Genomic DNA, 26,433 nt, shown 5'->3' on the forward strand with positions numbered 1-26,433 from the left:
TTTCTTTTGATTTATAACTCAAACGTTTTTCAAACCACCTAAAACCTAAATTCACTTTATGAAAAAAGTCGCATTATTTGCTGGATTGGCAACATTAGGTAGTATGCCGGTAGTTGCCCAATCTCCCATTACATTCAATGCCCGCGGCCTGGTTGTTGTTTCTGATGCTGATATGTCGGCCTCGGCATTTGTTGATGGAAAGCTATTAAGAGACAACGCTTCAAAAGATCAGTTGAGTACGATCAAGTTTCCAATTGAAAGAGGCAGCAAAGGATTGGGATCAGCACTGGTATCTAACTCGGCACTGGGATTTTCCAAAACGCTGGCCGTACCCGCAGCCGGTGGCCTGGCTTATGTACTTGAAAACCGCCTGAGGCCGGAGGATGGAGTCACAGAATATAAAGATCCTGCACAGGAATTTCCTGTTGGAGAAAAACTATTTGTGGTTGATATCACAAACCTGGCCGCTCCGAAAGCGAAGTTTGGATTTCCTGTTGGTAAAAAGCCGACTTCAATTGATGTAAATAAAAACGAATTGATCCTGTCAACCAGCGATGCCGGTAAGGAACTGGTTTTCATTGAAGCGGGCCCGGACGGAAAGCCTGCGCGCTTCCTTAACCTGCCCGCCGCAATTGACACGACTAACAAGATTATTGACCTTACCTGGCACCCTTCCGGCGATTTTATCGCTTTTACCCTCGACAATTCAAATGAAGTTGGCTTGTATAAAGTGATCAGAGAAGCAGGTAAGCTGAAAAATGTTGAAATGCTTGGAAAGCCGGTTAAGGTTGGGACTGAACCTACGTTCGGTAAGTTTACGCCAGACGGTAAGCATTATTTAGTACTAGATAGCAAAGGTGCACAAGGTAAGGCAGCAGGGGAAGGGGAAATTTTGGTAGTTGATTTTTCAATGGACGGTTCTGCGGAACACAAGGTTTCTGGACAAGCGCCCGTCGGTCTGAATTCGGGATCTTTTGCAGTTAGCCCGGACGGGACGCTGCTCGTGACTGCGAATGCAGGAAAAAGCGGCTCACCCTGGACGGAGGCCGGCGCAGGTACAGGCGCTTCTCTCTCATTGTTCAAAGTTGCCCCGACCGGCGCATTGACCAAAGTAGCAGATTATCCTTTCGAAGGAATTTACCCGCAGAGTGTCGCTTTTGACAAAGACGGATCGAATGTGGCTGTTTCAGTTTTTGAATATTTACAATACGGAAATGGAAATGGCGGTGTGGAATTCTGGACTGTTGCGAAAGGTGACAGCCCGTCTTTGAAGAAACAGGGAGCATCGATCAGTGTCGGAAAAGGAGCGCATACTTTGCGCGTAATCCCCTGATCGCTCAGCAAATATAGAGGCAAGGCAGATCGGTTTGTTCGGTCTGCCTTGTTTGTTTTAAATTGACCAAAATACCCGAAATCGACTCGATTTTTGTAGTTTTGCGGTCTCATTCATAAAATAATCGGTTTTTAAGATGATTACGGTTCAGAACGTATCGTTGCGATACGGAAAAAGGATATTATTCGACGAAGTAAATATAAAGTTTGTCCCAGGCAATTGTTACGGTGTAATCGGAGCGAACGGGGCTGGTAAGTCTACATTTTTAAAAATTCTTTCAGGTGAAATAGAGCCGCAAACGGGTAATGTGCACATGAACCCGGGCGAAAGGATGACATTCCTGAAACAGGATCAATTTGAGTTTGATACCTATTCGGTGATGGATACCGTGATCATCGGGCACGAGCGCCTGTACAAGATCATGAAGGAGCGGGAAGCTATTTATGAAAAAGAGGAGTTCACCGACGCTGACGGAGAAAAAGCAGCGGACCTCGAAGCAGAATTCGCCGATCTGAATGGTTGGGAAGCAGAAACTGAGGCAGCGCAGCTTTTGAGCGGACTAGGCTTAGGTGAAGATCAGCACCAAATGATGATGGCAGATCTGAACTCAAACGATAAGGTTCGGGTACTTTTGGCGCAGGCGCTTTTTGGAAATCCGGATGTACTGCTGCTCGATGAACCTACCAACAACCTTGACGTTGAGACGGTTTTATGGCTTGAAAATTTCCTTGCAGATTTCAAGAATACGGTTATTGTTGTTTCCCACGATCGTCACTTCCTCGATGAAGTTTGTACGCACGTGGTTGATATTGATTTTAGTAAAGTGCAGATGTTCTCCGGTAACTATTCTTTCTGGTACCAATCGAGCCAGCTGGCTTTGAAGCAGCGCCAGGATGCTAACAGGAAATCGGAAGATAAACGTAAGGAACTTGAAGAGTTTATTCGCCGGTTCAGTGCGAATGCTTCCAAATCCAAGCAGGCAACTTCACGTTCGAAATTGCTTGAAAAGCTTACAATTGACGATATCAAACCTTCGTCACGGAAATATCCCTATATCGCATTCAAATCCGAGCGCGAAGTGGGTGACCAGCTATTAAGAGTGGAAGGACTTTCCAAAACGGCCGACGATGGGACCAAGCTGTTTGACAATCTAAATTTTACTGTAAATAAGGGTGATAAAATCGCTTTTGTAAGCCGTAATGTAATGGCGATCAGTACGTTTTTTGACATTATCAGTGATGTACAAAAGGCGGATAAGGGAAGTCATACCTGGGGAGTGACCATCACCAAATCCTACTTTCCAAAAGATCCGGGACAGTTTTTTGATGTGGATTTGAACCTCGTGGACTGGCTACGTCAGTATTCAGAAGAGAAAGACGAGAGCTTTATCCGTGGATTTTTGGGTAGAATGCTTTTCTCAGGAGAGGAATCTTTGAAAAAGGCGAAGGTACTTTCAGGAGGTGAAAAAGTGCGTTGTATGTTGTCCCGTACTATGCTTTCCGGCGCGAATGCATTGGTTTTGGATGATCCTACCAACCACCTTGACCTTGAATCGATCACTGCATTGAACAATGGGCTGATTGATTTCACCGGCTGTCTGTTGTTCTATTCCCATGATCACCAGTTTGTGCATACCATCGCGAACAGGATCATTGAAATCGGACCAAAAGGAATTCTGGACAAACTGATGAGCTACGACGATTTCCTGCAAGACGAAACTGTAAAACAGCAGCGCCAGAAGCTATATTGATTATATATCTTATTATAAATGCGAAAAGGCTGATCAGATCTGATCAGCCTTTTTGCATTTAACAGCTACAACTTATGAGTCGTAGCTCAATCCATATTGCTTCAAAACATCAGCAGGAACACCTTCCCAGACGTTCGGCGTATTTCCCATATAACCAATATCTGCAATTCCGATTTTAGAAGTGTAGAAGCCGGAAGCTGTCAGGTTTCTCATGAGGTTGAAGAATGCAACACCCTGACTGTAAATAGGTTTGGCCTTTTCAGGATAGGCAATATCATCGATGATCTGGATCTGCTGTGACTTGGTTGCCAGCGTGAAGATCTTTCCGAACCGCTTGCTCGATTCCCGGTCCAGCCATTTCAAACCGCCTCTCAAAGGTGTTTGATTCTGGGGCATATCTTTGACGATGAAGTCAATAAAATCGGGAACTCCGGCCTGAGATGCGCTGCCTGATTTTTCGTCGGCCGGAATAATAATATCGACCAACACTTTAATAGTAGCAAGCTCAGCGACCGTCAGAAACTTCTCTTTCATGAGCCGCGCGTCGCGGATTGCTTCTTCTTTCGTTCTTCCACCCGGGATTTTGAGCGGGGTTTCCGGCGGCATCTGCATTTCCAGATCCCTCTGTTCGGCTAATGCAACCTGCGGATTAAGTGCTGTAATACCCAGCGAACTGAGTGTTAAGGCTTTGAGTGAATCTCTGCGTTTCATATATATCTGATTTGAAACAATGTTCAAACAATTAAATATTCTTCTGTTTTTTCTGATCGATGATGTAGTCTGATGCTCTCCATGACAATGCAAGAATCGTCCAGGTCGGGTTTTTATCAGCCTGCGATACGAACGAACCGCCGTCTACCACAAATACGTTTTTCGCATCGTGTGCTTGGGAGAATTTGTTCAATGCAGAAGTTTTCGGATCGTCGCCCATTCTGACGGTTCCTACTTCGTGAATAATCCTTCCCGGAGCGGCCAAACCGTAATTCGTGTCAGCTCCCGGCTTCACACCGTTTGGTATTCCACCTAATGCATGGATCATTTCCTCAAAAGTATCATGCATGTGTTTCGCCTGCTTGATCTCGTAATCAGACCATTTGTAATGGAAACGCAATACCGGGATACCATATTTGTCCACCACACTCGGGTCGATTTCTGCATAATTGTTGAAATCGGGAACAGCTTCTCCGCGACCTGCCATACCGATATTGGCACCATAAAAACGACGATAATCTTCTTTGAGTGAAGCTCCATAACCACCTGCGGGCTTCATTGCGCCGGATGCAGTCGGATATTTACCATTCAGATTTTCAATACCAGAACCGAAACCGTAGCTCGGCATACCCATTCCGCCGCCGTATTCAATATGGTAACCTCTTGGGAAATCCAGTTTTTTGTTGTCCAGCCACCACGGTGTGTACACGTGCATACCACCCACACCGTCTTCATTATAGCGTTTCCGGTCCATCATATGCGGCATGAAAGCGCCACGGGAAGCACCAGTGGAATCGTGCAAATAGTGACCAACTACGCCGCTTGAATTTGCAAGACCATTTGGGTGACGTTCTGATTTTGAGTTAAGCAGCAATCTTGAAGACTCCGCCGCACTTGCCGCCAAAACGACAACTTTTGCTTTAATGGTGTGCTCAGTCAGCTTTTCTCTGTCGACGTACGAAACGCCGGTTGCCAATCCTGTATTTGGATCTGTAAGTACCTCACGGCACATTGCATTGTTGATCAGCGTTACATTTCCGGTTTTGATCGCCGGGATACAAAGTACCGAAGACGAAGAAAAATCCGCGTAAGCCTGGCACGCGCGGGAGCATTGGCTGCAATAAAAGCAAACGCCGCGCTGGTCATTTATTGGTTTTGTAAGGATCGAAAGTCGCGAAGGAATCACAGGAATATTCGCCTTTTTTCCAGCTTGTTTCAGGAAAAGTTCGTGCAAACGTGGCTTGGGCGGAGGAAGGAAAATTCCGTCCGGCTCGTTGTCCATATTTTCAACTGTTCCAAAAACCCCGATCAGTTTATCCACTTGATCGTAATATGGTTTTACATCGTCGTAGCCGATCGGCCAGTCGTCACCAAGTCCGTCAATGCTCTTTCTTTTAAAATCTTTTGGTCCGAAACGCAGCGAAATACGTCCCCAGTGGTTGGTGCGCCCACCCAGCATTCTTGACCGGAACCAGTCAAATTGTGTCCCGTTTTTACGTGTATAGGGTTCTCCATCGATCTCCCAGCCACCCCAGGCCGCATCGAAATCACCGAAAGGCCGGTGGTTTGAAGCGCCGCGTCTCGGGGATTCGTAAGGCCATTTAAGCTGCGTAATGTATTTAGGATCAGCGGGATCGAAATAGCCTCCGGCCTCTAAAAGTGCAACCTTCGCACCCGCTTTTGCCAGTTGATAGGCTGCCATTCCTCCTCCTGCTCCGGAGCCCACAATGCATACATCAAAAACGGTAGGTTGTTCTTTGATTTGAAACATAGGTAAAGGGTTTTTTGGATAGTATTTTTTAATCAATAAATATAAACACGTAATAAATAGGAGCCGCTCTCAGCATTCTAATATCAGGTTATTTAAAAACAATCTAAATGACATAACTCGGGATTCTGCTGCGTACAAAGTATTTTTGCATTAAAAAACTGATAGCTACATTGGCTGAAATTGGAAAGGATATCCGCATTGCAAGATCATTTCTCGTAAAAGGCGAACTGGTAGGAATACCTACGGAAACGGTTTATGGACTAGCAGGAAATGCATTAAATGAAAAGGCGGTATTATCCATATTTGAGACCAAAAATCGCCCGGCATTTGACCCGCTTATTATTCACACGGATTCAGTCGAAAAAGCGCTGAATTTTGTAACCGAATTCCCCGAACCAGCTCAGAAACTGGCAGCCGCATTCTGGCCCGGCCCACTAACATTACTTTTGCCTAAAAAACAAAACGTCCCCGACCTGGTCACTTCTGGTCTTGATACAGTTGCTGTCCGCATTCCCAGGCACCCGGTTTTGCTCGAACTGTTAAGTCAGCTCGACTTTCCGCTCGCAGCTCCCAGTGCAAATCCTTTCGGATATATCAGCCCTACAACCGCCACACACGTGGATGCGCAGTTGGGAAACCGAATACCTTATATTTTGGACGGCGGAGAATGCGAAGTCGGGATTGAATCGACGATCGTTGGTTTCGACGGCGGAGAAGTGATCGTTTACCGGTTGGGAGGACTTGCTATTCAGTATATTGAGGAAATTGTAGGCGAGGTAAAAGTAACCGCAACCTCTTCTTCCAACCCAAAAGCGCCGGGCATGTTGAAGAGCCACTACGCCCCGCGCGTGCCGCTTCAAATGCTTGAAAAAAGTGATATTCAAGACGTAAATGCAGATTCAAAAGGTTACCTGCTTTTCAATTCGTACCTCAGAAATGTGAATCGTAAATATCAGCGGGTACTGAGTGAAAAAGGCGATTTGCGGGAAGCTGCGCACAATTTATTTGCCTATCTCCGAGAACTGGATGCATTGCCGGTCAACTCGATTATTGCAGAATGGGTACCGATGCAAGGACTCGGACTGGCTATAAACGACCGACTGAAACGAGCTTCCGTGCAGGAATAGAAGCGAAACTATTTAAAGAAATGCGGATGGAAATTCATCAGAAAAACTTCATCTGTGGCCCGCGTAATTGCGGTGTAAAGCCACCGGATAAATTCGGCATTGATCTGTTCCTGAGGTAAATATCCTTGATCAACAAATACCGCACTCCATTGCCCGCCCTGCGCTTTGTGGCACGTCAATGCATAAGCAAATTTGACCTGCAATGCATTCAAGAACGGATCTTTGCGCAATGCTTCCAGCCTTTCCTTATTTGATTTGATATAAACGTAATCCTGTGAAACACTATCATAAAGCTTCCGGTTATCCTCAGATGACATCGAAGGCGATGATGAATGAAGCGTATCCAGGAATATCTTGGCTTCAAATTCAGGCTGCTTTTCGTAATCAGTGAGCCTTAATATCACGTCTGCGAAGCGAAATCCGTGTATTTCCTGCGTTTTCCTGATTTTTAATAATTCGACAAAATCACCATTTGCAATAAAACCAGCGGGGGAATCTTCGTCGAGAATATTGTAATTGTTCCGCACAACCATTAGCCTGTCGCCGGCATCAAGTTCCTCTTCCGAAAAATGGATTACGCGACGGATATATTCATTATACTGTACTGCCGACTTATTCGACCGCGTAAGAATGATCGCATTCTCCTGGCCATATTTATTGTAAACGTACCGCAGCCCTTCTTCCAGTTTTTCCCCGGTCATTTTAAAAACATCCTGGTAAGATCTGGTCGTGATCTGAATAGCAGGCGCTTCTGCGGTGAGCTGCTCGCGAAGTAATGTTGCATTAAATAAGATCCCAGATTGTTCGTCCTGCCGCATTACCTCCTTTAATTCCTCTTGAAAAACAGACATATAGAACGTTTTTTCAAGATATCCTCCGTCCAAAGCCGGGCTGAGTTCCTTTCCAACCGGCGGCAGCTGCGCCACGTCGCCCACGAGCATTAGTTTGTTGCCGGGATTTTCAAATACAAAATCAATCAGATCCGCAAGCAAACTCCGGCTTCCAAAATCGGCTTCGTCGGTGATCATCGAAGCTTCATCGACGATGAAGAGCGTGTTGTCGTGGTAGTTTTTCTGGCGTTGAAATGTCAGTGTACCTGAATAGGCGTCGGCGGTTTGTTTGTATATCTTCTTATGAATCGTGAGCGCTATTTTATCCGAGTAACCGGACATTACCTTGGCTGCCCGGCCGGTAGGAGCAAGGAGAACCGATTTGTAACCGAAGTTTTTCAATACCTTGATCAAAGTGCTGATGATCGTCGTTTTGCCCGTTCCTGCATAACCTTTCAGTAAAAAACAATCGCGGTAACGCTCCAAGCCTTTTTCCTCGACCAGAAAATCATTCGTTTTTTCAAAGAACCGCAGCTGCCCTTCCGTGGGTTTAAATGGAAATTTTTTGCGCAGTAACTGGGACGGTAAAATTTTATCGGTATCCATGGTAACGAATCTAACGGAACGATAAACAATATCAAAATGCGCATTCCGTAACAAAATAATACTCAGATTTAATTGGACTTTTGTCGGTGTAATCTCTATATTGAAATCCCTTTTTATCTTATCAACTCCAAATCTGAACATCTATGCTAGTACAACATGTAATGGGCAACAAGCCTGTCAATGCGATTTGGTCTGTCACGCAGGACAACACGGTGTTTGAGGCCCTTGAACTCATGGCCGCTAAAAACATCGGTGCAGTTTTGGTACTGGAAAATGATCTTCTGATCGGTATTTTTTCCGAGCGTGATTATGCGAGAAAAGTGATTTTGCAGGGAAGAGGGTCGAGGGACACGCTGATCCGGGAAGTAATGACGAGCAAAGTGATCACGGTAGAGACGGACGATAAGATAGAGGAATGTATGCAGATCATGTCCGACAAGCATATTCGCCACTTGCCTGTGAACCAGCACGGTAAGCTGATCGGGATTATTTCTATCAATGATATTGTATCTGCGATCATGCACGAGCAGAAAGAGCATATCAGCACATTGGAAAGCTACATTTCAGGAAGTCCGTATTCCTGATATTTTTCGTAATCAACATTTCAGTGTTTTCAGAACAGGGTCAATATCCTTAATGGAAGAACTATGTCTTGGCAAATTTGACGGGATGTTTATCTTTGCTGCTTCAAAAATCCGGCATTGCAAACGATCAGTGAGGAAATAGGTAATCTTTTCGGCGGACAGGTTCGGGTGCGTGCTTGTGGTATTTGCATTCAAAATGAGCAAGTTCTGCTGGTTAGGCACGAAATGTACGGCGTCGACGAACCGTTTTGGAGTCCGCCGGGCGGAGGTATTCAGTTTGGCGAAAATGCGGAAGCGGCAGTGAAGCGGGAGTTCGAAGAAGAAACCGGCTTGCAAGTGGACGTTGGACAGCTACTATTTGTCAACGAACATATTCAGGCACCTTTGCACGCAATCGAGCTGTTTTTTGAGGTAACTGTTTTCGAAGGTAAATTATTGAGAGGAAGCGACCCCGAAATGTCGGAAGAGGGGCAAATTATCAGGGAAGTAAAGTTGATGAGCTGGCCTGAGATCAAATCTTTGAGGCCCAATCAGGTGCATAGCATTTTCTCATCTGTCGAATCGTTGCAGGACTTATTTAAAATAAAAGGATACATTTCGCCCAGGTAGGGCAGTAGTATCATTCCAAAGAAGTTATATCCGTTAATTGTGGCAAATTCTGAAAACCAGGTCATTGAAATCATTCCTACACTGCTTGTAGGCGATAATACATTCGACCCGGCGGCAATTCCTTCAAGTACATTATGCATTGAAATGGGCGAGCAAAACATTCGTTTCTGCATTGTCCGGGAGGAAAATATGGAAGTTATCTGGCTTGAAGATTATGCATTGGAGCAGACGCTGAGCCAGGAAGAAGTTTTTGAAAAGCTGAAAAGAATGTTCACCGGGCATTTGCTCTGGTCTTCCGAAGCCTGGAAAGCGGTTCGCGTTTCGGTCAACTCCAACCTATTTAGCCTGGTACCAAATGTGCTTTTTGATGCTGAGAAAGTAGGGGAGTACCTGTCTTTTTCTTCCGGAAATCAGGTAACCGCGCAGGATATCGCACTCTACCACGATCTTCCGCTGGTGCATGCGAAGAACGTTTTCAGCATTCCGCGGCATTGGCACGAATGGATCATCAATCACTTCCGTTCGGCCAGCGTCAGTTTTTATCATTCCACCAGTCCGATCATCATCGGTGCGCTCGTAAGTCACGTGGAGCACCAGGAAGTAAGGGTTGCTTCTCTGTGTTTTGAAAAAGATATGTTCACGCTGGTTGTGAGTGAAAGCCAGCAGTTGATCCTTTGCAACCGGTTCAAATTCAAGGAAGTACAGGAAATGGCTTATATATTGCTGTTTACATTGGGGCAGCTGGGATATGAGCCGGAACAGATGAAGGTGGTTTGCTACGGCGACGTGAGTGTATCTGCGCCAGTATTCGAAGAGCTCTCTCATTATTTTCCCAGCTTAGAAATAGGCAGCCGGCCGACGACGCTCAAATACAGCAGCCAATGTGCAGAAGTGCCCGGTCACCGCTACTTTGGCCTTTTTAATACGTACCTCGTTTCATCATAACCCACTCTTCATATGGACCGCATTGCATTGTTTCCAGGCTCTTTCGACCCTTTTACAAGAGGACATCAGGATATCGTTCTCAGAGGTTTGCGGCTTTTTGATCAGGTAGTGATCGGGATCGGGAATAATGCAACCAAAAAACGGTATTTCCCATTGAATGTGATGAAGGAAATGATCGAGCGGACGTTTTCGAACGAGCAGAATGTGAAAGTAGTGACCTACGATGATCTCACCGCCCACGTAGCGCGGGAACTCGGTGCCACTTTCTTACTGAGAGGTCTGCGAAATACCACCGATTTTGAATATGAAAACGGTATCTCGCAGGTGAACAGGTATTTGTACGAAGAAATTGAAACGGTTTTTCTGATCACTTCACCCGAACTGGCACCGATCAGTTCCAGTATTATCCGCGACCTGCATCGCTACGGACAGGGCGTAGACAATTTTCTTCCCTATTCGCTTTCAGAATTGGACCGCATTAATCCGCAAATCTGATCCAATTACGACTTTACGTTGCGCTTCTTATTAAGGCTGTCGACCACAAATCGGATTGAGCTGTAAGAATTGATCAGCAGTGCTTTTGCGTCAGAAGGTTTGTACCAGTCGAGCTTTTCGATTTGCTCTTCCACCTGCGGCTGCATTTTGGAATCGTCGATCGTTTCGCACAGATACCATTTGGTGCGTTTCAGAATGCGGTTGTTATTGAGTGTATAAGTATGCCAGGTTGTACAGATTTTGCTTTTTATCAATGACTTAACTCCTGTTTCCTCCTCTATTTCGCGAACTGCGGCAGTACGCGAATCTTCTCCCTTATCAAGCTTCCCTTTGGGCAGGTCCCACTTCTTGCGGCGGTACATAAAAAGCCACTTCCCGTCTTTAACCACTACGCCGCCCGCAGCCTTGATCACTTTGTACTGGTCTTTAATCTTTTCCTCAATTTCCGCTTTCTCCTTTGCCGCCATCGTCACAGACAACATTTGCTTGGGAAAGTCTTTTTCGAGGAGTTGCAACATTTGCAAAACAGTCGTCGCATTGGAGTTGAGAAACAGGGTGTGCCCGATCAACATACTTTTATGCAACTTTTCCAGCCTCAGATCAACAATGAGATCAAATTGAGAAGTCTCGGCCGAAAGCTGATTGGTCCGTACAATTTTGAATGGACGGTCGTCAAAAAAAATGGTCATTTTTCAAATGGTACGTGAATCAGCGTCAAAATTAAGTAAACTGTTTAGTTTAGACAGAGATTATTATTGATAAATTTGTACCCTATCAAATACACAGTTCTTGGAACTACTGATAATTTTATTGCTTGTGCTTCTCAACGGTATATTCTCCATGTCTGAGATAGCACTCGTTTCTTCCCGAAAATCACGGCTCGAAGCAGCGGCCAAAAACGGTGACGCCAGTGCAAAAGCAGCATTGAACCTCGCCAATTCACCCACCAGATTTTTATCGACAGTCCAGATTGGTATTACCCTGATCGGTTTGCTGACAGGTATGTACTCCGGGGATAATATCACCACCGATTTCGAGGCGCTGATTAACCAGGTGGACCTATTGCGACCTTACGGCCACTCGCTGGCAGTAGGTAGTGTATTGGTTTTCATCACTTACCTGTCGCTGGTGCTCGGAGAGCTGGTCCCGAAGCGAATTGGAATGTCAAACCCGGAAGGGATTTCCAAGGTAATGGCGACTCCGATGAACTTGCTTTCCAAAGTAACAGCACCATTTATTTCCCTGTTGGGAGTTTCCAGTGACCTGATTATCAAGGTATTAAATATCCGCCAGAGTGAGAATTCGGTGACAGAGGAAGAAATCAAAAGCCTGATCCAGGAGGGAACCTCGGGAGGTGTTTTTGAGGAAATAGAGCAGGAGATCGTGCACAATGTATTTCAGTTGGGCGACAGAAAAGTGACTTCTCTTATGACCAACCGTCAGGAAATCATCTGGCTGGATCTGGAAGATACGGTGGAGGAAAATAAAGCCAAAATCTTCGAAAGCCGGCATTCTATTTATCCGGTTTGCCGCGGGACTGTCGATGACGTGGTAGGGCTGGTGTATGTGAAAGATATGATCGCTACCGATATTGAGACGCAGCTGGCTACTTTAAATACCATTGTGCGTGACCCGGTTTACCTGCCCGAAAGTAACCGTGCGTATCAGGCGCTGGAAAAATTCAAAGAGCAGCGTGTCTATTTCGGTATTATCGTGGATGAATATGGCGGAATGCTCGGTATTTTGACGATGCACGATATTATGGATGCGCTGGTGGGAGATATTTCAGAAGATATTGAAGAAGCTTCTGAGATCGTGAAACGCGAAGACGGGAGTTTTCTGGTCGATGCGCAGCTTCCTTTTGACGATTTTCTGCAATACTTTAATATCAATATGCCGGAGAGCGAGCGGCGGGAGCTGGCAGGTTTTAATACGCTCGGAGGCTTCGTACTGCATATTTTGGAGAATATCCCCAAAACGGGTGAGCAGTTCAGCTGGAAGAATTTTGATTTCGAGGTGATTGATATGGATCGCAGCCGGATAGACAAGTTGTTAGTTGTAAATCATAATATAAAAGAGGAATCCGAAGATTAATATGTTAAACGGTACCGATATCAGTAAGCGGGTAGCAGAACTCCTGCTCGAAGCGCAGGCAATCAAACTAAGTCCGGAAAAGCCTTTTCAATGGAGCTCAGGCTGGCTTTCACCTATTTATTGCGACAACCGCGTTGCGCTATCCTATCCCGATACCCGCACCTTTATCAAAAAAGCACTTGCTGAAATAATTCGCACTGAATATCCTGGTGCTCAGGCCGTTGTAGGGGTTGCGACCGGTGGAATCGCCCAGGGTGCATTGGTTGCAGATCTGCTTGAACTTCCCTTCGCCTACGTTCGTCCCGAGCCTAAAAAACACGGAATGGGCAATCAGATCGAGGGAAGGTTGGAAAAAGGTCAGTCGCTGATCATCATTGAAGATCTGATCTCGACGGGAGGCAGCTCGCTGAAAGTAGTAGACGTGTTGCGCGAAGCTGGATATGAAGTGGCAGGAATGATCGCAATCTTCACTTATGGATTTGCGGCCGCAGAGAACAATTTCAAGGAAAAGAATGTGAAGCTGACCACGATCAGCAATTACAATGCGTTGATCGAAACCGCATTGGAGCTGAATTACGTATCAGCCTCACAAGTCGAAAGTCTAAGCGCCTGGCGCCAAGCGCCGGATCAGTGGGGGAAGTAGAGGTTGGCTATTAGCTGTTGGCTGTTAGCTGTTAGTCTTTTTTAAAGCTAAATCCCAAAGCCAACAGCTAAAAGCTAATAGCCAATAGCCAAATAGCCCTTATCCCCGATGATTATCGAGCTTCTCGAACAATCCGCCGAAAGCTTCTTCTTTCACACCATCCGATTTCAAAAATTCATGCGGGAAGCCCAGTTCAATCTGGCTTACCGCATTTAATTTTTGAATAGCTTCCTCTGGTAATTTTAATTCCAGGCAACCCAGCGAATCTTTAAGCTGCTGCTCTTTTGAGGCGCCGATGATCGGTATCATAACCTGGTCACGATGCCGGGTCCAGTTGATTGCGACCTGCGCCGGCGTTACGCCCAGTTCAGCGGCAACATCTACCACAGTTTGTGCAATAATGCTACTGTGCTCATTTCTTCTGGTGCTATGATCGGGCACACGACCTTTTTCTCCCCGCAAATATTTTCCAGTCAATGCTCCACCACCGATAGCGCCCCACGGAGTTACCGCGAGGTCAAGCGCTTTTGCCATTGGAAGCAGGTCGCGCTCGGGCGTGCGCTGTAATAGTGAATACTCAAATTGAATAGCGGCGAATGCATTCCAGCCGCGAAAATCGGCGATGGTATTGGCTTGTGAAACGATCCAGGCGGGCGTGTCCGAGATACCAATATAATGAACAAGACCACGGCTGACCAAATCGTCAAGACCACGCATTACTTCTTCCACCGGGGTTGTATTGTCCCAAAGATGCACCCAAAGCAAGTCGATGTATTCGGTATTTAGTCTTTTCAAGCTGGCAGTGACCGACCGCATCATATTTTTTCGATGGTTACCCGCAAAATTCAGGTCATCGTTCCGGTCTTTCAAAGTGTATTTGGTAGATAAAACCCACCTATCGCGGTCATTTTCGATAAATTCACCTACATATTTTTCAGATGAGCCTTCGGTATATCTGTTTGCTGTATCGACAAAATTGCCACCCGCATCGGCAAACGCTTCGAAAATCTTAAAGCTTTCATGTTTATCCGCTCCCCAGCCCCATTCTTTGCCAAAGGTCATGGTTCCCAGACAAACTTCGGATACTCTCAGGCCCGACCGGCCTAATAATTGATAACGCATATCAAACAAAATTAGATTTTAAGTAAAATATAACACTGAACGCTGATTGTACAGGGTTAATTTTTGTCTCCCAAAGTTATATCCTTACCAGTCAAATGTATTTATATTGTGCCAAAATTCGAATCTTTCCAACCCTGTTAAATGATAGATGTTTCTTATCCCTACTTCGATACAAATCTGAGTTGGCTGTCCAATAATTACCGTTTGCTGCTGGAAGCCAATGATGATTCGGTACCGGTGAGAGAACGCCTCCGTTTTCTGGGCATATATTCCTATCAGACCAAAGAATTTTTCAGGGTCAGGATTCCGGGCCTGTTGGCAATGGGGGAGGTGAGCAACGATATCAGGGCCAAGCTGAACATATTTCCCGAGTCGCTGCTTGAACACGTCAGCGAAACGATTGAGAACCAGCTTCGTGAATTCAATGATATCCTCACCGGCAGTATCCTGCCCGCATTCAACGACCAGGGCGTGCATTTGCATTACCGGGAATCGTTTGCCGCTGAGCACTTACCGTTCCTGCGCAAGTTTTTTATAGATAAACTCTTTCGGCACCTGCAACCCATTTTTCTGGATAGTAAGCGCGCATCGAAATCGACAATCTTTGAATCAAAACTGCTGTATCTTATTGTAAGATTACAACATAGGGAAGACGCGGAAGAAGATTGGTATGCGACAGTCAATATACCTTCGGAAACTTTCGGTCGGTTTATTGAGCTTCCCGAGCTGGATGGAAAACGACAAGTTGCTTTTTTGGAAGACATAATCCGCGAAAATCTGTCGCTGCTCTTTCACGGTTTTAATGTGCTGGAAAGCTATACTTTACGTGTAGAGCGTGAAACGGAGCTTTCGATTGAGGATGAATACCCGATGCAAATAGCTCAGAGGATATTGAAACAGCTCGATAAACGGAATTTCGTTCAGCCTTTTCAGTATTTCTACGAGTCGGGAATGCCACTTTATATGCGCGAATATCTCGTCAACAAAGTGGCGATTCCGATGAATGAATTCCACGAGCGCGGCGATTATCTTTTTTTGGAAGACTTCATCCGCTTCCCGGCACTTGGCAAGCGGCTCGAATATACGGTTCAGCGGCCGTTGCAAATCCCTGATTTTGAAGATAATACTTCCATATTTGAAGCAATTCAGAAAGGCGACCAGCTACTGCATCTACCGTATCAATCGTACGAACCGATCGTGCGGTTTTTCAATGAAGCCGCAATCGATCCGCATGTGAGGGAGATCCACGTGTCGCTTTATAAGATCAGTCCGCATTCATTTATATTAAATTCCCTGATCAGCGCCGCCAGGAATGGGAAAAGGGTTACTACTTACGTGGAGCTCAACACCAAAATGGATATTCAGGAAAACCTGCAATGGTCGAGGAAAATGCGGGATGCCGGGGTCAAGATTATCCTGAGCGTGCCGGGTTTGAAGGTTCACGCGAAAATGGCGCTGGTCAAAAGAAAAGTGCAAAAAGGCTGGGAGCGTTATGCTTTTCTGGGAACAGGTGGATTTTACCGCCTTACCAGCCGCGAGATCGTCGACCACGCACTTTTAACTAATCACAGAGAGCTGACCAATGAACTTGAACTGCTCTTTGGATATTTATCCACCCAGGATGAACCTAAGAAATACAAATACCTTCCGTTCAACTATCTGTTTGTCACGCAGTTTACATTACAAAAGCGCTTGATGGATTTGATCGATCGGGAAATTGCGAACTGCAATGCGGGACTGAAATCCTTTATTACCATCAAGATCAACCAGTTACAGGATCATATTTTAATTGACAAACTTTATCAGGCCGGACAGGCAGGCGTACCCGTACATGTGATGGTGAGCGAAAGCTGTGGACTGATCTCCGGTTTGCCTTCTATCAGCGATAATATCGTGGTTAGCCGGCATGTAGACAGGTACACTGAGAACACGCGGATCTTTCATTTTGGTAACAGGGGAAACGATGAAATTTTTCTGAGCTCCTGCGATTGGACGCATAGGAACCTGCACAGACGTATCGATATATGCTTTCCGATTCTGGACGAACAGCTGAAAAATCAAATGCGGATTGTGCTGAGGAATTATGCGAATGACAATCAGAAATCAGTCCGGCTGGACCTTTATCAGAACAATCTTCGGATCAGTGACGATGGCCGTGGCAAGTTACGTGCGCAGGAAGTGAATTACCGTTTGGCGGAGAAAATAGAGAAGAGTGGCTTGATCCGCAGGGGAGAATAAACGCATTTTTAACCGGTTAAAAAAATTTTTTACAAGCAAAATTTTTCAATCGGTGTTCAGATTTCATGAGTGCACTTTGACAAATAAAATCGGGAAACTTGTCGTTTTTTTTGTGCGCAGGCAGCAAATGTCCCTTGAGCTGTAAGCTCTATATGGTTATATTTGAAAAGATATGTTTCTGACTCAATCATAAAAGAACTACTCACGCATGGGAATAGTAGAGCGAAGAGAACGACTTAAAATTCAGGTACGTTCCGACATCGTTAAAACAGCTAAAGACATTGCCCGAGAAGACGGATGGACTGCTGTCTCGATCCGTAAAATCGCCGACGTGATTGAATATAGTCCCCCAATTTTATACGAGTATTTTGATAGCAAAGACAAGCTCCTGGAAGCAGTCCGTATGGAAGGTTTCGATCATCTGCAGAGCGAGTTTATCAAGATCAAGGGACATTTCAGTAATCCTCAAAAACAACTCGTAGAGGTCGCGCAAAGTATCTGGAACTTTTCAGTTGAAAATCCGGAGATATTTCAGGTAATGTTCAACCTGGAAGGAGCTTACTGCGATTCCAAAAAGGCTTTTTCGCAGGCGATGAGCATCAAGGGGAATCCGGTATGGGAAATGATCGCGGGCCTTCGTCCAAAATCAGCAGAAGGTGTTACCAAAACTTACTACGAATGGTGGTGCCTTACCTTCGGGTTTATTAGCATTACAATGATCACGCAACCAAGGTCTGCATTTGAGCATGCAGAACCAATTTATATGGAAGGTGTGCGGCGGTTTATCCGCAGCATTATGTAGCAGGAACAGTTTGAGGGCGTATCTCTATTTTGCTTTGGTGATAAACCTGAGAAAATGGAGGTACGCTTTTCACTAACCAGGCATTTCCGCCAATGATCGAATCGTGCCCGATCACAGTTTCTCCGCCAAGAATAGTCGCATTGGCATAAACCACCACATTATCTTCAATCGTAGGGTGCCGCTTGCGCGACGCAAGTGACTTGGATACGTGCGTAGCTCCCAAAGTAACTCCCTGATAAAGCTTCACATTATTACCAATATGTGTCGTTTCTCCAATCACGACGCCGGTTCCATGATCAATAAAGAAGGAGCGGCCGATCACTGCATTCGGGTGAATATCTATTCCGGTCTGGCTGTGTGCAAACTCCGTGAGCATCCGAGGAAGCAGCGGAATCCCGCATTGAGCAAACAAATGCGCGAACCTGTAAGTCGCTATCGCCATAAAACCAGGATACACCGAAATTACTTCTTCCAGACTGACAGACGCAGGATCATTGTCTGTGATCGACTTTGCATCCGCAAGCAGCATTTCGTAGATATCAGGAATTCCACTGAATATCTCGTCCAGTATCTCGCCCTTTTCCTTCTCAAGTTGGGGCAATAGTGGCTGCAACATGTGGTCCAGCTCGTCCCGCAGATCCGCATATTTCATTGCCAGATCCTTAGAAGGGCAGTTAGGACAATCCTGGCTGATCGGAAAGAGGAAATTGATAAGGTTCTGAATGAAGTTCCCCGCATCGTGCCTTGATGGAAGCTTATAGCGGTATTTTTCGTTCTGCTCGGTCAGGCGCAGGAAAAATGGTTCTTGGTGGCTGGTTGTCATTCAGAAATATATTAGGGTAATAGGCTGCGATTGCAGATAATACGGTTTTTTCACTAACAAAGAAACACTATGAAAAATTTAGTTCTGGCAATTTCTTTCAAAAAATCCATTCGGAGGTTTACTTTTTGTATACCTAAATAGTATATTAGAATATCCTGTGAATGAAATACCGCAACATTCTTACGCATGTCAAGTCTTAAATTCCTTCGGACACCCGTTCTGTTCATCGCCATTTCGCTCTCGTTAAGTTCCTGTTTTTCAAGATATATCATCTCGGCAAAGCAGGTCAGAAAGCACTATGCGCAAAAAGATGTAAAACCTGTCGAGCGGATTATTAAGAATGATACACTTTCACTTTGCATTGCCAGTATAGGTTCTGATACGCTGCCTATGTTGCTTTTAATTCACGGTGCGCCCGGTTCTTTGTGGGGATATATGAACTTAATGGACGATGAGGACCTTCAAAAGCACTTTCATATTGTTTCGGTAGATAGGGTAGGTTATGGTAAATCCAGGCTGAAAAAGCGCCGGCACGTTACGTCGATTGCCACACAGGCGAATGCATTGCTTCCGGTTTTTGAGCTAAATAAGAGCAAGGAAAAAGTGACAGTACTAGGACGTTCGTACGGCGCGCCGATTGCTGCAAAGCTCGTTTCGCTGGTTCCTGAACAGGTAAAAGAGCTCGTTATGGTCTCTCCGGTTATTGATCCTGAAAAGGAAAAATTCTATTGGTTTTCCAAATGGGGCAGGAATTCATTCATTCAGCTTTTCCTTCCGAAACAGTTTAACACGGCTACTGCTGAAAAATACAGCCACTCCGACGAACTGAAAAAGCTGCTGCCGGTCTGGCAAAGTCTGCAAATCCCCACAACGGTTATCCAGGGTGGAAATGATTGGATTGCTGATCCTGCGAATATTGATTTTGCTAAAAAACACATTAAAAGTAAACGCGCCCAATACATTTTTCTCTATAATGCGGGCCACATGATCACCTACACGCATTTGTCGATGATCAAGGAAATGCTTTTAAAAGGTCTTCTTTTTAAGGAAAAGATCAGCTCGCTGGACAGGGTTTCTGACGAAACTGCTATAACCGGAAATTGATTATCTCACCACCTTTTGCGTCACCGAGTCGGTAGCATTGTCTGCCTTGATAATGTAGACGCCGTGTGAAAGGTTACGCATATCAAAACGTTCCTGCACAGATATTTCGGGAGCTATCGTTTTGATTTCACGAACAATCCTACCATTCAAGTCAATCAACTGCAGCCTGATCACCGCCCTATTTTTGCTGTAAGCATTCACAGTTACAAAATCGTCGGTCGGTACCGGATAAGCTTCAACAGCCATGGAAATTTCAGCGGAAGAAGTCTTAGGAATTGAGGTGATAGGGTTTCCGTATTCAGAGGATTCGTAGGGCGGGATCTCAACCGTTTCACCTGGCTTGTCAGTTACGTTGATTGTTCCTTCCCGGTAGCTTTCTGAAATCACGACGCCGCCGCGCCATTCTCTCACAACCATTGCAAACAGATAATTACCAACAACTTCCGGCGCTTTCCATACCAGCTGGTTCAATGCAGGTTCAACTTTAAAAGTACCATTTGCGCTTATTTCGTTGGGAAACAAATAAGTACGATCGGGCATTCTTACACCGCAGGAACCAGGCGATGGTTTGCTGATCCGCTCCACTTTCACTGAAATACTATCGCTGTCAGCCACAGTTGGTTTCAGATCGACTGAAAAAACCTGCCTCACGCCCGCATCGAAAGCCAGGTAGGGCAGGACAGGAGTTGAATTTGCAACCTGTGTATCGATTACAGTCCAGATAAACATCGAAGTCACCTGCGAATTATCCAGGTTAAGCATACCACCCGTACGGTTATCAACCGCTGCCGAAATTTGAAAAATGCCTGGTGTCGGAAAAGTATATTGCTGTTCAAAATCCACCGCGATGATGCTCCGTGAGCCGGGGACCGGATTTGTTGTAGTTCTTGGCAGATTGCGCGTGGTGCCATTTCCCAGACATACCGTCACTTCCTGCATGGCATCTGCCGCGCCGCCACCCACTTGTGCATCCACATAAATCCGGACTTTGATATTATAAGTTTGCCCCGAAACGTGAGCCGCCATGATCTCGCCACCCTGTAAATGAGTGGCATAACCTGCGTTACAAAACAACGCGATCAGAAAGAAAATCCCGTAGATTGATTTCATAAAAGGAATGGGCGGCGTTAAGTTACTTAATGTAAACACAACGCAGGAAATGCACTTTTTTGTATGGTTGTAACCAGAAACAAATGCATAAAACTGCATTCTTTTTGTCTTAAAATCTTATACCGGAAAATAGGTCAGTCTTTGTAAATAAGTACCTCGCGTGTTCCGTCACTTTTGATGTAACCACGGTACATTCCTTCGCTGTTAAATGGCATTGCAATATTCCCGTTCCTGTCGACCGCGATAATACCACCCTCGCCGCCCCGCTCGACTAATTTTTTCATAACCACTTCATTTGAGGCGTCTTTCAGCGACATGCTTTTGTATTCCATCAATGCAGAAATGTCGTATGCAACTACCGAGCGGATGAAATATTCGCCGTGGCCGGTCGCCGAAACTGCGCAAGTTGCATTGTTGGCATAAGTACCCGCGCCAATGATCGGGGCGTCGCCAATGCGTCCGTATTTCTTATTGGTCATTCCGCCGGTAGAAGTGCCGGCAGCGAGGTTACCGAACTTGTCCAGCGCTACACAACCCACAGTCCCGAATTTTTTTCCTTCCGTAAATATCAATTCAGCGTCTTTCGCAAATCCAGTTTTCGGCGCTTTCTTCAATTGCTTTTCGTCTTTTGAATCATGGTCCAGCTCAGTTTTGTCAGCTTCCTTGGCCCGCAGCAATGCTTTATATCTTGATTCTGTGTAAAAATATTTTGGGTCAACGAGCTCGATTCCCTGTTGTTTAGCGAATTTCTCCGCGCCGGCGCCAGCCATCATGACGTGTTCGGATTTTTCCATCACTGCAATCGCAGCGCTGATCGGGTTTTTGATCGTAGTAACTCCGGCTATTGCGCCGGCTTTCATCGTTTTGCCTTCCATCACCGAAGCGTCGAGCTCATTTTTACCTTCATTTGTGAAAACAGCACCTTTGCCAGCATTGAAAAGCGGCGAATCTTCCATTACATGAATCGTAGCTTCCACCGCCTGAACGCTGGTACCGCCACTTTTCAGCATTGCATAACCTTTTTCCAAAGCGGTATTCAAAACATCCTTGTAAGCTTTTTCCTGCTCCGGGCTCATATTAGACCGGGTTATGGTTCCTGCGCCGCCGTGGATTACCAGCGTGATCTTATCTGAAAAATCCTGTGCGAACAGCGGCAGGTTTAATAGGGTCAAGAAGATAATGCAGACCTTTTTCATGGATTCTTGCTTTGAGTGAGTTGTAAAATCTAATATAGTCAATATCTGTTGCACTCGAATTCCGCAGTAAAGCATATTATTGCAGGACTTTTAGAATTGTAAAACTCAAATTAAGTCTCAGTAATTAAAATCAAGAATGAAAAAATTAAGCTATTTCCTAACCATCCTGGCCATTTCCACGCAGATCCTGTATGCGCAGGACAATGCCAACTGGAAGTATAAGCAAGGCAAAATCGTTACGCCGTGGGCAGAAAAAGTCTCGGCCGCCAATCCACATCCGGAGTATCCAAGACCGCAATTGATCCGTAAAAACTGGCAGAATATCAATGGGTTGTGGAATTACTCAATCGTACCGCAATCTGCCGGCAAAACCAAACCCGCCAGTTTTGAGGGAAAAATCCTGGTGCCTTTTGCAGTTGAATCTGCATTGTCAGGAGTCGGCAGAACGGTTGGAAAAGATAGTGTGCTATGGTACAATCGGACAGTTGATTTTGCTCCGAAACTGAAAGATCAACGCGTACTGCTACATTTCGGCGCAGTGGACTGGAAGTGTGAGGTATTCGTAAATGGAAAACCAGCCGGCTCGCACCAGGGCGGTTATGATCCTTTTTCATTTGATATTACCGACTTGCTGGTTAAAAAGAAGCAACAGGAAATCAGCGTGAAAGTTTGGGACCCTAGCAGCGACGGACCGCAGCCAAGAGGCAAGCAGATCAAGAATCCGCACGCGATCTGGTACACGCCGGTGACAGGTATCTGGCAGACAGTTTGGCTGGAAACCGTGCCTACAAGTCACATTACAAGTGTTTTGCCGGTTCCTGATATTGATAAGCAAATAGTAGATATCAGCTTGAAGGTGGAGGGCGCGAAAGAGGGGGATAAGGTGAAGGTTGTGGCTTTCGACGGAACCACCAAGGTTGCCGAGCAGGAAGCCGCCCCTAATGCAAACATCGCATTGTCAGTTCCAAATGCAAAGTTATGGTCACCCGACAGTCCGTTTTTGTACGATCTGACTGTGACGATCACGAGAAATGGAAAAGTTATCGACGAAGCGAAAAGTTATTTCGCAATGCGTAAAATCGCGATGCAGCCCGATCAGAACGGGATCCAGCGCATGACTTTGAACAATAAATTCCTGTTTCACTACGGTCCGCTCGACCAGGGCTGGTGGCCCGACGGCTTATACACTGCGCCAAATGACGAGGCTCTGAAATTCGATATTGTGAAAACCAAAGAAATGGGCTTCAATATGATCAGGAAGCACGTGAAAGTGGAGCCGGCGAGATGGTACCGGTATTGCGATGAGCTTGGAATGCTGGTGTGGCAGGATATGCCGAGCGGCGATATGGGCAATAACTGGGAGCAGCGCCCGGGTATTACCGGCAACGAAACCGATCGCGACCGCACGCCGGAATCAGAAAAGATATTTAAAGACGAGTGGAAAGCGATCATGGATGCCAACCGCTTTTTCCCATCTATAGTAATCTGGGTACCTTTCAATGAAGCGTGGGGCCAGTTCAAGACCGAGGAGATCACAAAATGGACGATGCAATACGATTCAAGCAGACTCGTAAACAGCGCGAGCGGCGGTAACTTCCATCCGGTGGGGCACATTATAGATATGCACAATTACCCCGAGCCCGTTATGCCGAGACCTGATCTTTTCGGTGCGAAGCAAATTATCGTTTTGGGTGAATTCGGCGGATTAGGACTTCCGGTGACTGGACATACCTGGCAGCAAAAAGACAACTGGGGCTACCAGAGCTTCAAAACGCAGGAAGAACTTTACAACCGTTATGAAGGCATGATCAAAAAGTTCGAGCCTTTGATCCGGAAAGGTTTGTCCGCGGCGGTTTACACACAAACCACTGACGTAGAGATCGAAACAAACGGTTTGATGACCTACGACCGTAAAGTAATCAAATTCCCGGAAGCCAAGTTGAAAGCGATTCATCAGCCTATTTATAATCCGGAGTTTGTGAAGATGAGGTAGGATTGGGGAGGAAAGGGGGGAAAGGGAGGAAAGGGAGGAAGGAGGAACGGAGGAAGGAGAAAATTAAATATTAAAAAACAAAAAGGGAAGAACGCAGAGCACCTGCTATTCTTCCCTTTTATTTTCCTTCCTCCCTTTCCTCCGTTCCTCCCTTTCCTCCATCCTCCCTTTCCTCCATTCTCCCTTTCCTCCGTTCCTCCTTCCTCCCCTCTAACCCTTCATCTGCGCTTCTACAACTGCGATAGCGACCATGTTGACGATTTCGCGGACGGAGCTTCCTAGCTGTAACACGTGCACCGGCTTTTTAAGACCCAAAAGGATCGGTCCGATGGTTTCCAGTTCGGCTGCTTCTTTCAGCAGGTTATAGGCGATGTTACTTGCCGACAGATTTGGGAAAATCAACGTATTCGCGCCGCCGTCGACGAGGTCGCTGAATGGGTGATTTTCTTTTAAAAGTGTTGTATTGAAAGCAAGGTGAGCTTGCATTTCGCCTTCCACCACCATTGTCGGATTTCTCTTTTTCAGGATAGCAGTGGCTTCCCGCATTTTTTCAGCATCGTGACCGGCAGCACTACCGTAGTTGGCATACGTTACCAGCGCAATGCGGGGCGAAATATTGAAATGTCCCACTGCTTTTGCAGTCAGTTCCGTGATTTCCACGATTTCGTCAACCGTAGGATCAAGATTGACAGTGGTATCTGAGAAAAAGAGCGGGCCTTTTGGTGTGAGCAGAATGTACATACCTGCTACTTTATTCACACCATCCTGCTTTCCGATCACGTGCAAAGCCGGGCGGATTGTGTCCGGGTAAGTGCGGGTTAAACCGGAAATGAATGCATCTGCTTCGCCATTTTCGACCATCATCGAGCCAAAATAGCTTTTGAAATAGATCGTTCTTCTCGCTTCGATCGGCGTAAGTCCTTTTCTCTGACGTTTTTCGTACAGTTTAGCAGCGTACGTATCGATCATGTGCTCATTTTCTTCCGCACGCGGATCCACGATTACTACGTCTCCCAGGTCGAGCTTGCTTTCTCTGATCAAATGCTGAATCGTCTCTTTACTACCGAGTAGGATCGGTATCGCAATTCCTTCATCCCGAACTTGTTGCGCTGCACGTAATACCTGAATATTCTCTGCATCAGCAAAAACAACCCTTTTTGGTGCAAGCTTCGCCTTGTTCAGGATTACTCTTGAAATCTGCTCATTGCGACCCAGGCGACTTGAAAGTTCCTGCTCGTAAGCGTCCCAATCTGTGATATGCGTGCGTGCTACGCCGGTTTCCATCGCTGCTTTTGCAACCGCGGGGGCTACCGTAGTAAGCAGGCGCGGATCGACGGGTTTTGGTATAATGTAATTTTTACCAAAAACGATATTCGTCTCATTATAAGCCAGGTTGACAATATCCGGAACGGGCTTGGTCGCCAGATCCGCCAGTGCATGAACCGCAGCCAGCTTCATTTCTTCATTGATTTCCGTAGCCCTTACATCCAGCGCACCGCGGAAAATGTATGGAAACCCGAGTACGTTGTTAACCTGGTTGGGATAGTCAGAACGGCCGGTGGCCATAATCACGTCTTCCCGCGCTTCTACTGCATCAGGATAAGGTATTTCGGGATTTGGATTGGCCATGGCGAGCACGATCGGATCTTTCGCCATCGATTTCACCATGTCTTTGGACACAATATCAGCTGTTGAGAGTCCAAGGAAAATATCAGCTCCAACCATCGCAGCATCGAGCGAATCATATGCTACATCAGTCGCAAACTGCTTTTTCATCTCACTCAAATCCGTGCGACCGTTGTGAATATGTCCTTTTGTATCAAACATCGCCACATTCTGAGGATTAACACCCAGCGATATATACAGTTTTGTACAGGAAACAGCAGAGGCCCCAGCGCCGGAAACCACCACTCTGATCTCGCCAATATTCTTATTGACAAGTTTCAAAGCATTCAGCATCGCAGCGGCACTGATAATCGCAGTTCCGTGCTGGTCATCGTGCATGACCGGGATATTCAGTTCCTTTTTAAGACGGGCTTCAATTTCAAAACATTCGGGCGCTTTAATATCTTCCAGGTTAATGCCGCCAAATGTTGGTTCCAGAATTTTGACAGTCCGGACAAATTCGTCGACATCCTTGGTATTCAATTCAATATCAAAAACATCAATATCTGCGTAAATCTTGAATAGCAAACCTTTTCCTTCCATGACAGGCTTGGAAGCTTCTGGACCGATATCGCCCAGCCCAAGAACAGCCGTTCCGTTACTGATTACAGCAACCAAATTGCCCTTGGCAGTATACAAATATGCATTTTCAACATTTTCGGCGATTTCAAGGCAAGGCTCTGCTACTCCGGGAGAGTAGGCCAGCGAAAGGTCCCGCTGAGTGCTTGTTTCCTTGGTTGGAATTACCTGGATTTTCCCAGGTCTGCCCTTCGAGTGGTAATATAGCGCGTCTTCTTTTCTGATCTTTTTGTTCATACCTGTATAGCAATTATTTCGTGCTAAGGTACAAACATTAGGTTCATGCCAATGAATTTTGCGGAG

22 protein-coding genes are annotated in these 26,433 nt (G+C 45.9%); 13 read left to right on the forward strand and 9 right to left on the reverse strand.

The annotated features are described in order from the left end of the window. The first annotated feature begins 58 nt into the window (after nt 1–58). Nucleotides 59–1,333: a lactonase family protein gene (locus tag KOD92_RS06945; protein WP_215232830.1), complete on the forward strand. Its 1,275-nt coding sequence runs from the start codon at nt 59–61 to the stop codon at nt 1,331–1,333. Nucleotides 1,334–1,469: 136 nt separating this feature from the next. Next, nucleotides 1,470–3,083, forward strand: coding sequence for an ABC-F family ATP-binding cassette domain-containing protein (locus tag KOD92_RS06950; RefSeq protein WP_215232831.1), 1,614 nt, complete (start codon nt 1,470–1,472; stop codon nt 3,081–3,083). Between the two features lie 72 nt (nt 3,084–3,155). Here the strand turns inward: KOD92_RS06950 and KOD92_RS06955 are convergent, their stop codons facing one another. Both KOD92_RS06955 and KOD92_RS06960 read right to left on the reverse strand, forming a co-directional pair. Continuing rightward, nucleotides 3,156–3,794: a gluconate 2-dehydrogenase subunit 3 family protein gene (locus KOD92_RS06955; protein WP_215232832.1), complete on the reverse strand. Its 639-nt coding sequence runs from the start codon at nt 3,792–3,794 to the stop codon at nt 3,156–3,158. 31 nt (nt 3,795–3,825) lie between these two features. Next, nucleotides 3,826–5,565, reverse strand: a complete 1,740-nt coding sequence (locus tag KOD92_RS06960; protein WP_215232833.1) for a GMC oxidoreductase — start codon at nt 5,563–5,565, stop codon at nt 3,826–3,828. Nucleotides 5,566–5,735: 170 nt separating this feature from the next. On the opposite strand from KOD92_RS06960, the gene KOD92_RS06965 reads away from it, so the two are divergent. Continuing rightward, complete coding sequence (locus tag KOD92_RS06965; protein WP_215232834.1) at nt 5,736–6,692, forward strand: L-threonylcarbamoyladenylate synthase; 957 nt, start codon at nt 5,736–5,738, stop codon at nt 6,690–6,692. A gap of 8 nt (nt 6,693–6,700) precedes the next feature. Here the strand turns inward: KOD92_RS06965 and KOD92_RS06970 are convergent, their stop codons facing one another. Then, nucleotides 6,701–8,128 carry an ATP-dependent DNA helicase gene (locus KOD92_RS06970; protein ID WP_215232835.1) on the reverse strand — a complete coding sequence of 476 codons (1,428 nt, stop codon included), beginning with the start codon at nt 8,126–8,128 and terminating at the stop codon, nt 6,701–6,703. 143 nt (nt 8,129–8,271) lie between these two features. On the opposite strand from KOD92_RS06970, the gene KOD92_RS06975 reads away from it, so the two are divergent. The 4 genes from KOD92_RS06975 to coaD all read left to right on the forward strand — a co-directional run bounded on the left by KOD92_RS06975 (nt 8,272) and on the right by coaD (nt 10,761). Further along, nucleotides 8,272–8,712 carry a CBS domain-containing protein gene (locus KOD92_RS06975; protein WP_215232836.1) on the forward strand — a complete coding sequence of 147 codons (441 nt, stop codon included), beginning with the start codon at nt 8,272–8,274 and terminating at the stop codon, nt 8,710–8,712. A 117-nt stretch (nt 8,713–8,829) separates the two neighbouring features. Further along, on the forward strand, nt 8,830–9,321 hold the full coding sequence (locus tag KOD92_RS06980; RefSeq protein WP_215232837.1) for an NUDIX domain-containing protein: 492 nt from the start codon (nt 8,830–8,832) through the stop codon (nt 9,319–9,321). A gap of 39 nt (nt 9,322–9,360) precedes the next feature. Beyond that, on the forward strand, nt 9,361–10,266 hold the full coding sequence (locus KOD92_RS06985; protein ID WP_215232838.1) for a DUF3822 family protein: 906 nt from the start codon (nt 9,361–9,363) through the stop codon (nt 10,264–10,266). Between the two features lie 12 nt (nt 10,267–10,278). Continuing rightward, nucleotides 10,279–10,761 carry a pantetheine-phosphate adenylyltransferase gene (coaD, locus tag KOD92_RS06990; RefSeq protein WP_215232839.1) on the forward strand — a complete coding sequence of 161 codons (483 nt, stop codon included), beginning with the start codon at nt 10,279–10,281 and terminating at the stop codon, nt 10,759–10,761. A gap of 5 nt (nt 10,762–10,766) precedes the next feature. Here the strand turns inward: coaD and KOD92_RS06995 are convergent, their stop codons facing one another. Beyond that, the gene (locus KOD92_RS06995) at nt 10,767–11,450 is read right to left on the reverse strand and encodes an NUDIX hydrolase (protein WP_215232840.1); all 684 of its coding nucleotides are present in this window, start codon (nt 11,448–11,450) and stop codon (nt 10,767–10,769) included. Nucleotides 11,451–11,601: 151 nt separating this feature from the next. On the opposite strand from KOD92_RS06995, the gene KOD92_RS07000 reads away from it, so the two are divergent. Both KOD92_RS07000 and pyrE read left to right on the forward strand, forming a co-directional pair. Next, on the forward strand, nt 11,602–12,855 hold the full coding sequence (locus KOD92_RS07000; RefSeq protein WP_229254574.1) for a hemolysin family protein: 1,254 nt from the start codon (nt 11,602–11,604) through the stop codon (nt 12,853–12,855). A 1-nt stretch (nt 12,856) separates the two neighbouring features. Further along, the gene (gene pyrE / locus KOD92_RS07005) at nt 12,857–13,498 is read left to right on the forward strand and encodes an orotate phosphoribosyltransferase (protein ID WP_215232842.1); all 642 of its coding nucleotides are present in this window, start codon (nt 12,857–12,859) and stop codon (nt 13,496–13,498) included. A gap of 99 nt (nt 13,499–13,597) precedes the next feature. Here the strand turns inward: pyrE and KOD92_RS07010 are convergent, their stop codons facing one another. Further along, a complete protein-coding gene (locus tag KOD92_RS07010) occupies nt 13,598–14,620 on the reverse strand; it encodes an aldo/keto reductase (protein WP_215232843.1) in 1,023 nt (340 codons plus the stop codon). Nucleotides 14,621–14,761: 141 nt separating this feature from the next. Between KOD92_RS07010 and ppk1 the strand changes: the two genes are divergently transcribed. Further along, on the forward strand, nt 14,762–16,858 hold the full coding sequence (gene ppk1 / locus KOD92_RS07015; protein ID WP_215232844.1) for a polyphosphate kinase 1: 2,097 nt from the start codon (nt 14,762–14,764) through the stop codon (nt 16,856–16,858). A gap of 208 nt (nt 16,859–17,066) precedes the next feature. Next, nucleotides 17,067–17,660, forward strand: coding sequence for a TetR/AcrR family transcriptional regulator (locus KOD92_RS07020; RefSeq protein WP_215232845.1), 594 nt, complete (start codon nt 17,067–17,069; stop codon nt 17,658–17,660). Here KOD92_RS07020 and epsC read toward each other — a convergent pair. Beyond that, entirely contained in the window at nt 17,653–18,483 is an 831-nt protein-coding gene (gene epsC, locus KOD92_RS07025; RefSeq protein ID WP_215232846.1) for a serine O-acetyltransferase EpsC, read from the reverse strand. The genes KOD92_RS07020 and epsC overlap by 8 nt on opposite strands. A gap of 186 nt (nt 18,484–18,669) precedes the next feature. Here epsC and KOD92_RS07030 point away from each other — a divergent pair, with 186 nt between their 5' ends. Then, nucleotides 18,670–19,587: an alpha/beta fold hydrolase gene (locus tag KOD92_RS07030; RefSeq protein ID WP_215232847.1), complete on the forward strand. Its 918-nt coding sequence runs from the start codon at nt 18,670–18,672 to the stop codon at nt 19,585–19,587. On the opposite strand, the gene KOD92_RS07035 is transcribed toward KOD92_RS07030, so the two are convergent. Then, nucleotides 19,588–20,697, reverse strand: a complete 1,110-nt coding sequence (locus KOD92_RS07035) for a T9SS type A sorting domain-containing protein (protein WP_215232848.1) — start codon at nt 20,695–20,697, stop codon at nt 19,588–19,590. Nucleotides 20,698–20,831: 134 nt separating this feature from the next. Continuing rightward, nucleotides 20,832–21,893 carry an isoaspartyl peptidase/L-asparaginase family protein gene (locus tag KOD92_RS07040; protein ID WP_215232849.1) on the reverse strand — a complete coding sequence of 354 codons (1,062 nt, stop codon included), beginning with the start codon at nt 21,891–21,893 and terminating at the stop codon, nt 20,832–20,834. A gap of 136 nt (nt 21,894–22,029) precedes the next feature. Between KOD92_RS07040 and KOD92_RS07045 the strand changes: the two genes are divergently transcribed. Continuing rightward, entirely contained in the window at nt 22,030–23,886 is a 1,857-nt protein-coding gene (locus KOD92_RS07045) for a glycoside hydrolase family 2 protein (RefSeq protein ID WP_215232850.1), read from the forward strand. A gap of 210 nt (nt 23,887–24,096) precedes the next feature. Here the strand turns inward: KOD92_RS07045 and KOD92_RS07050 are convergent, their stop codons facing one another. Continuing rightward, entirely contained in the window at nt 24,097–26,367 is a 2,271-nt protein-coding gene (locus KOD92_RS07050; RefSeq protein ID WP_215232851.1) for an NADP-dependent malic enzyme, read from the reverse strand. Nucleotides 26,368–26,433 lie beyond the last annotated feature (66 nt).

Origin of the sequence: Dyadobacter linearis, assembly GCF_907165045.1 — a bacterium.
In the GTDB taxonomy this organism is placed as follows: Bacteria; Bacteroidota; Bacteroidia; order Cytophagales; family Spirosomataceae; genus Dyadobacter; species Dyadobacter linearis.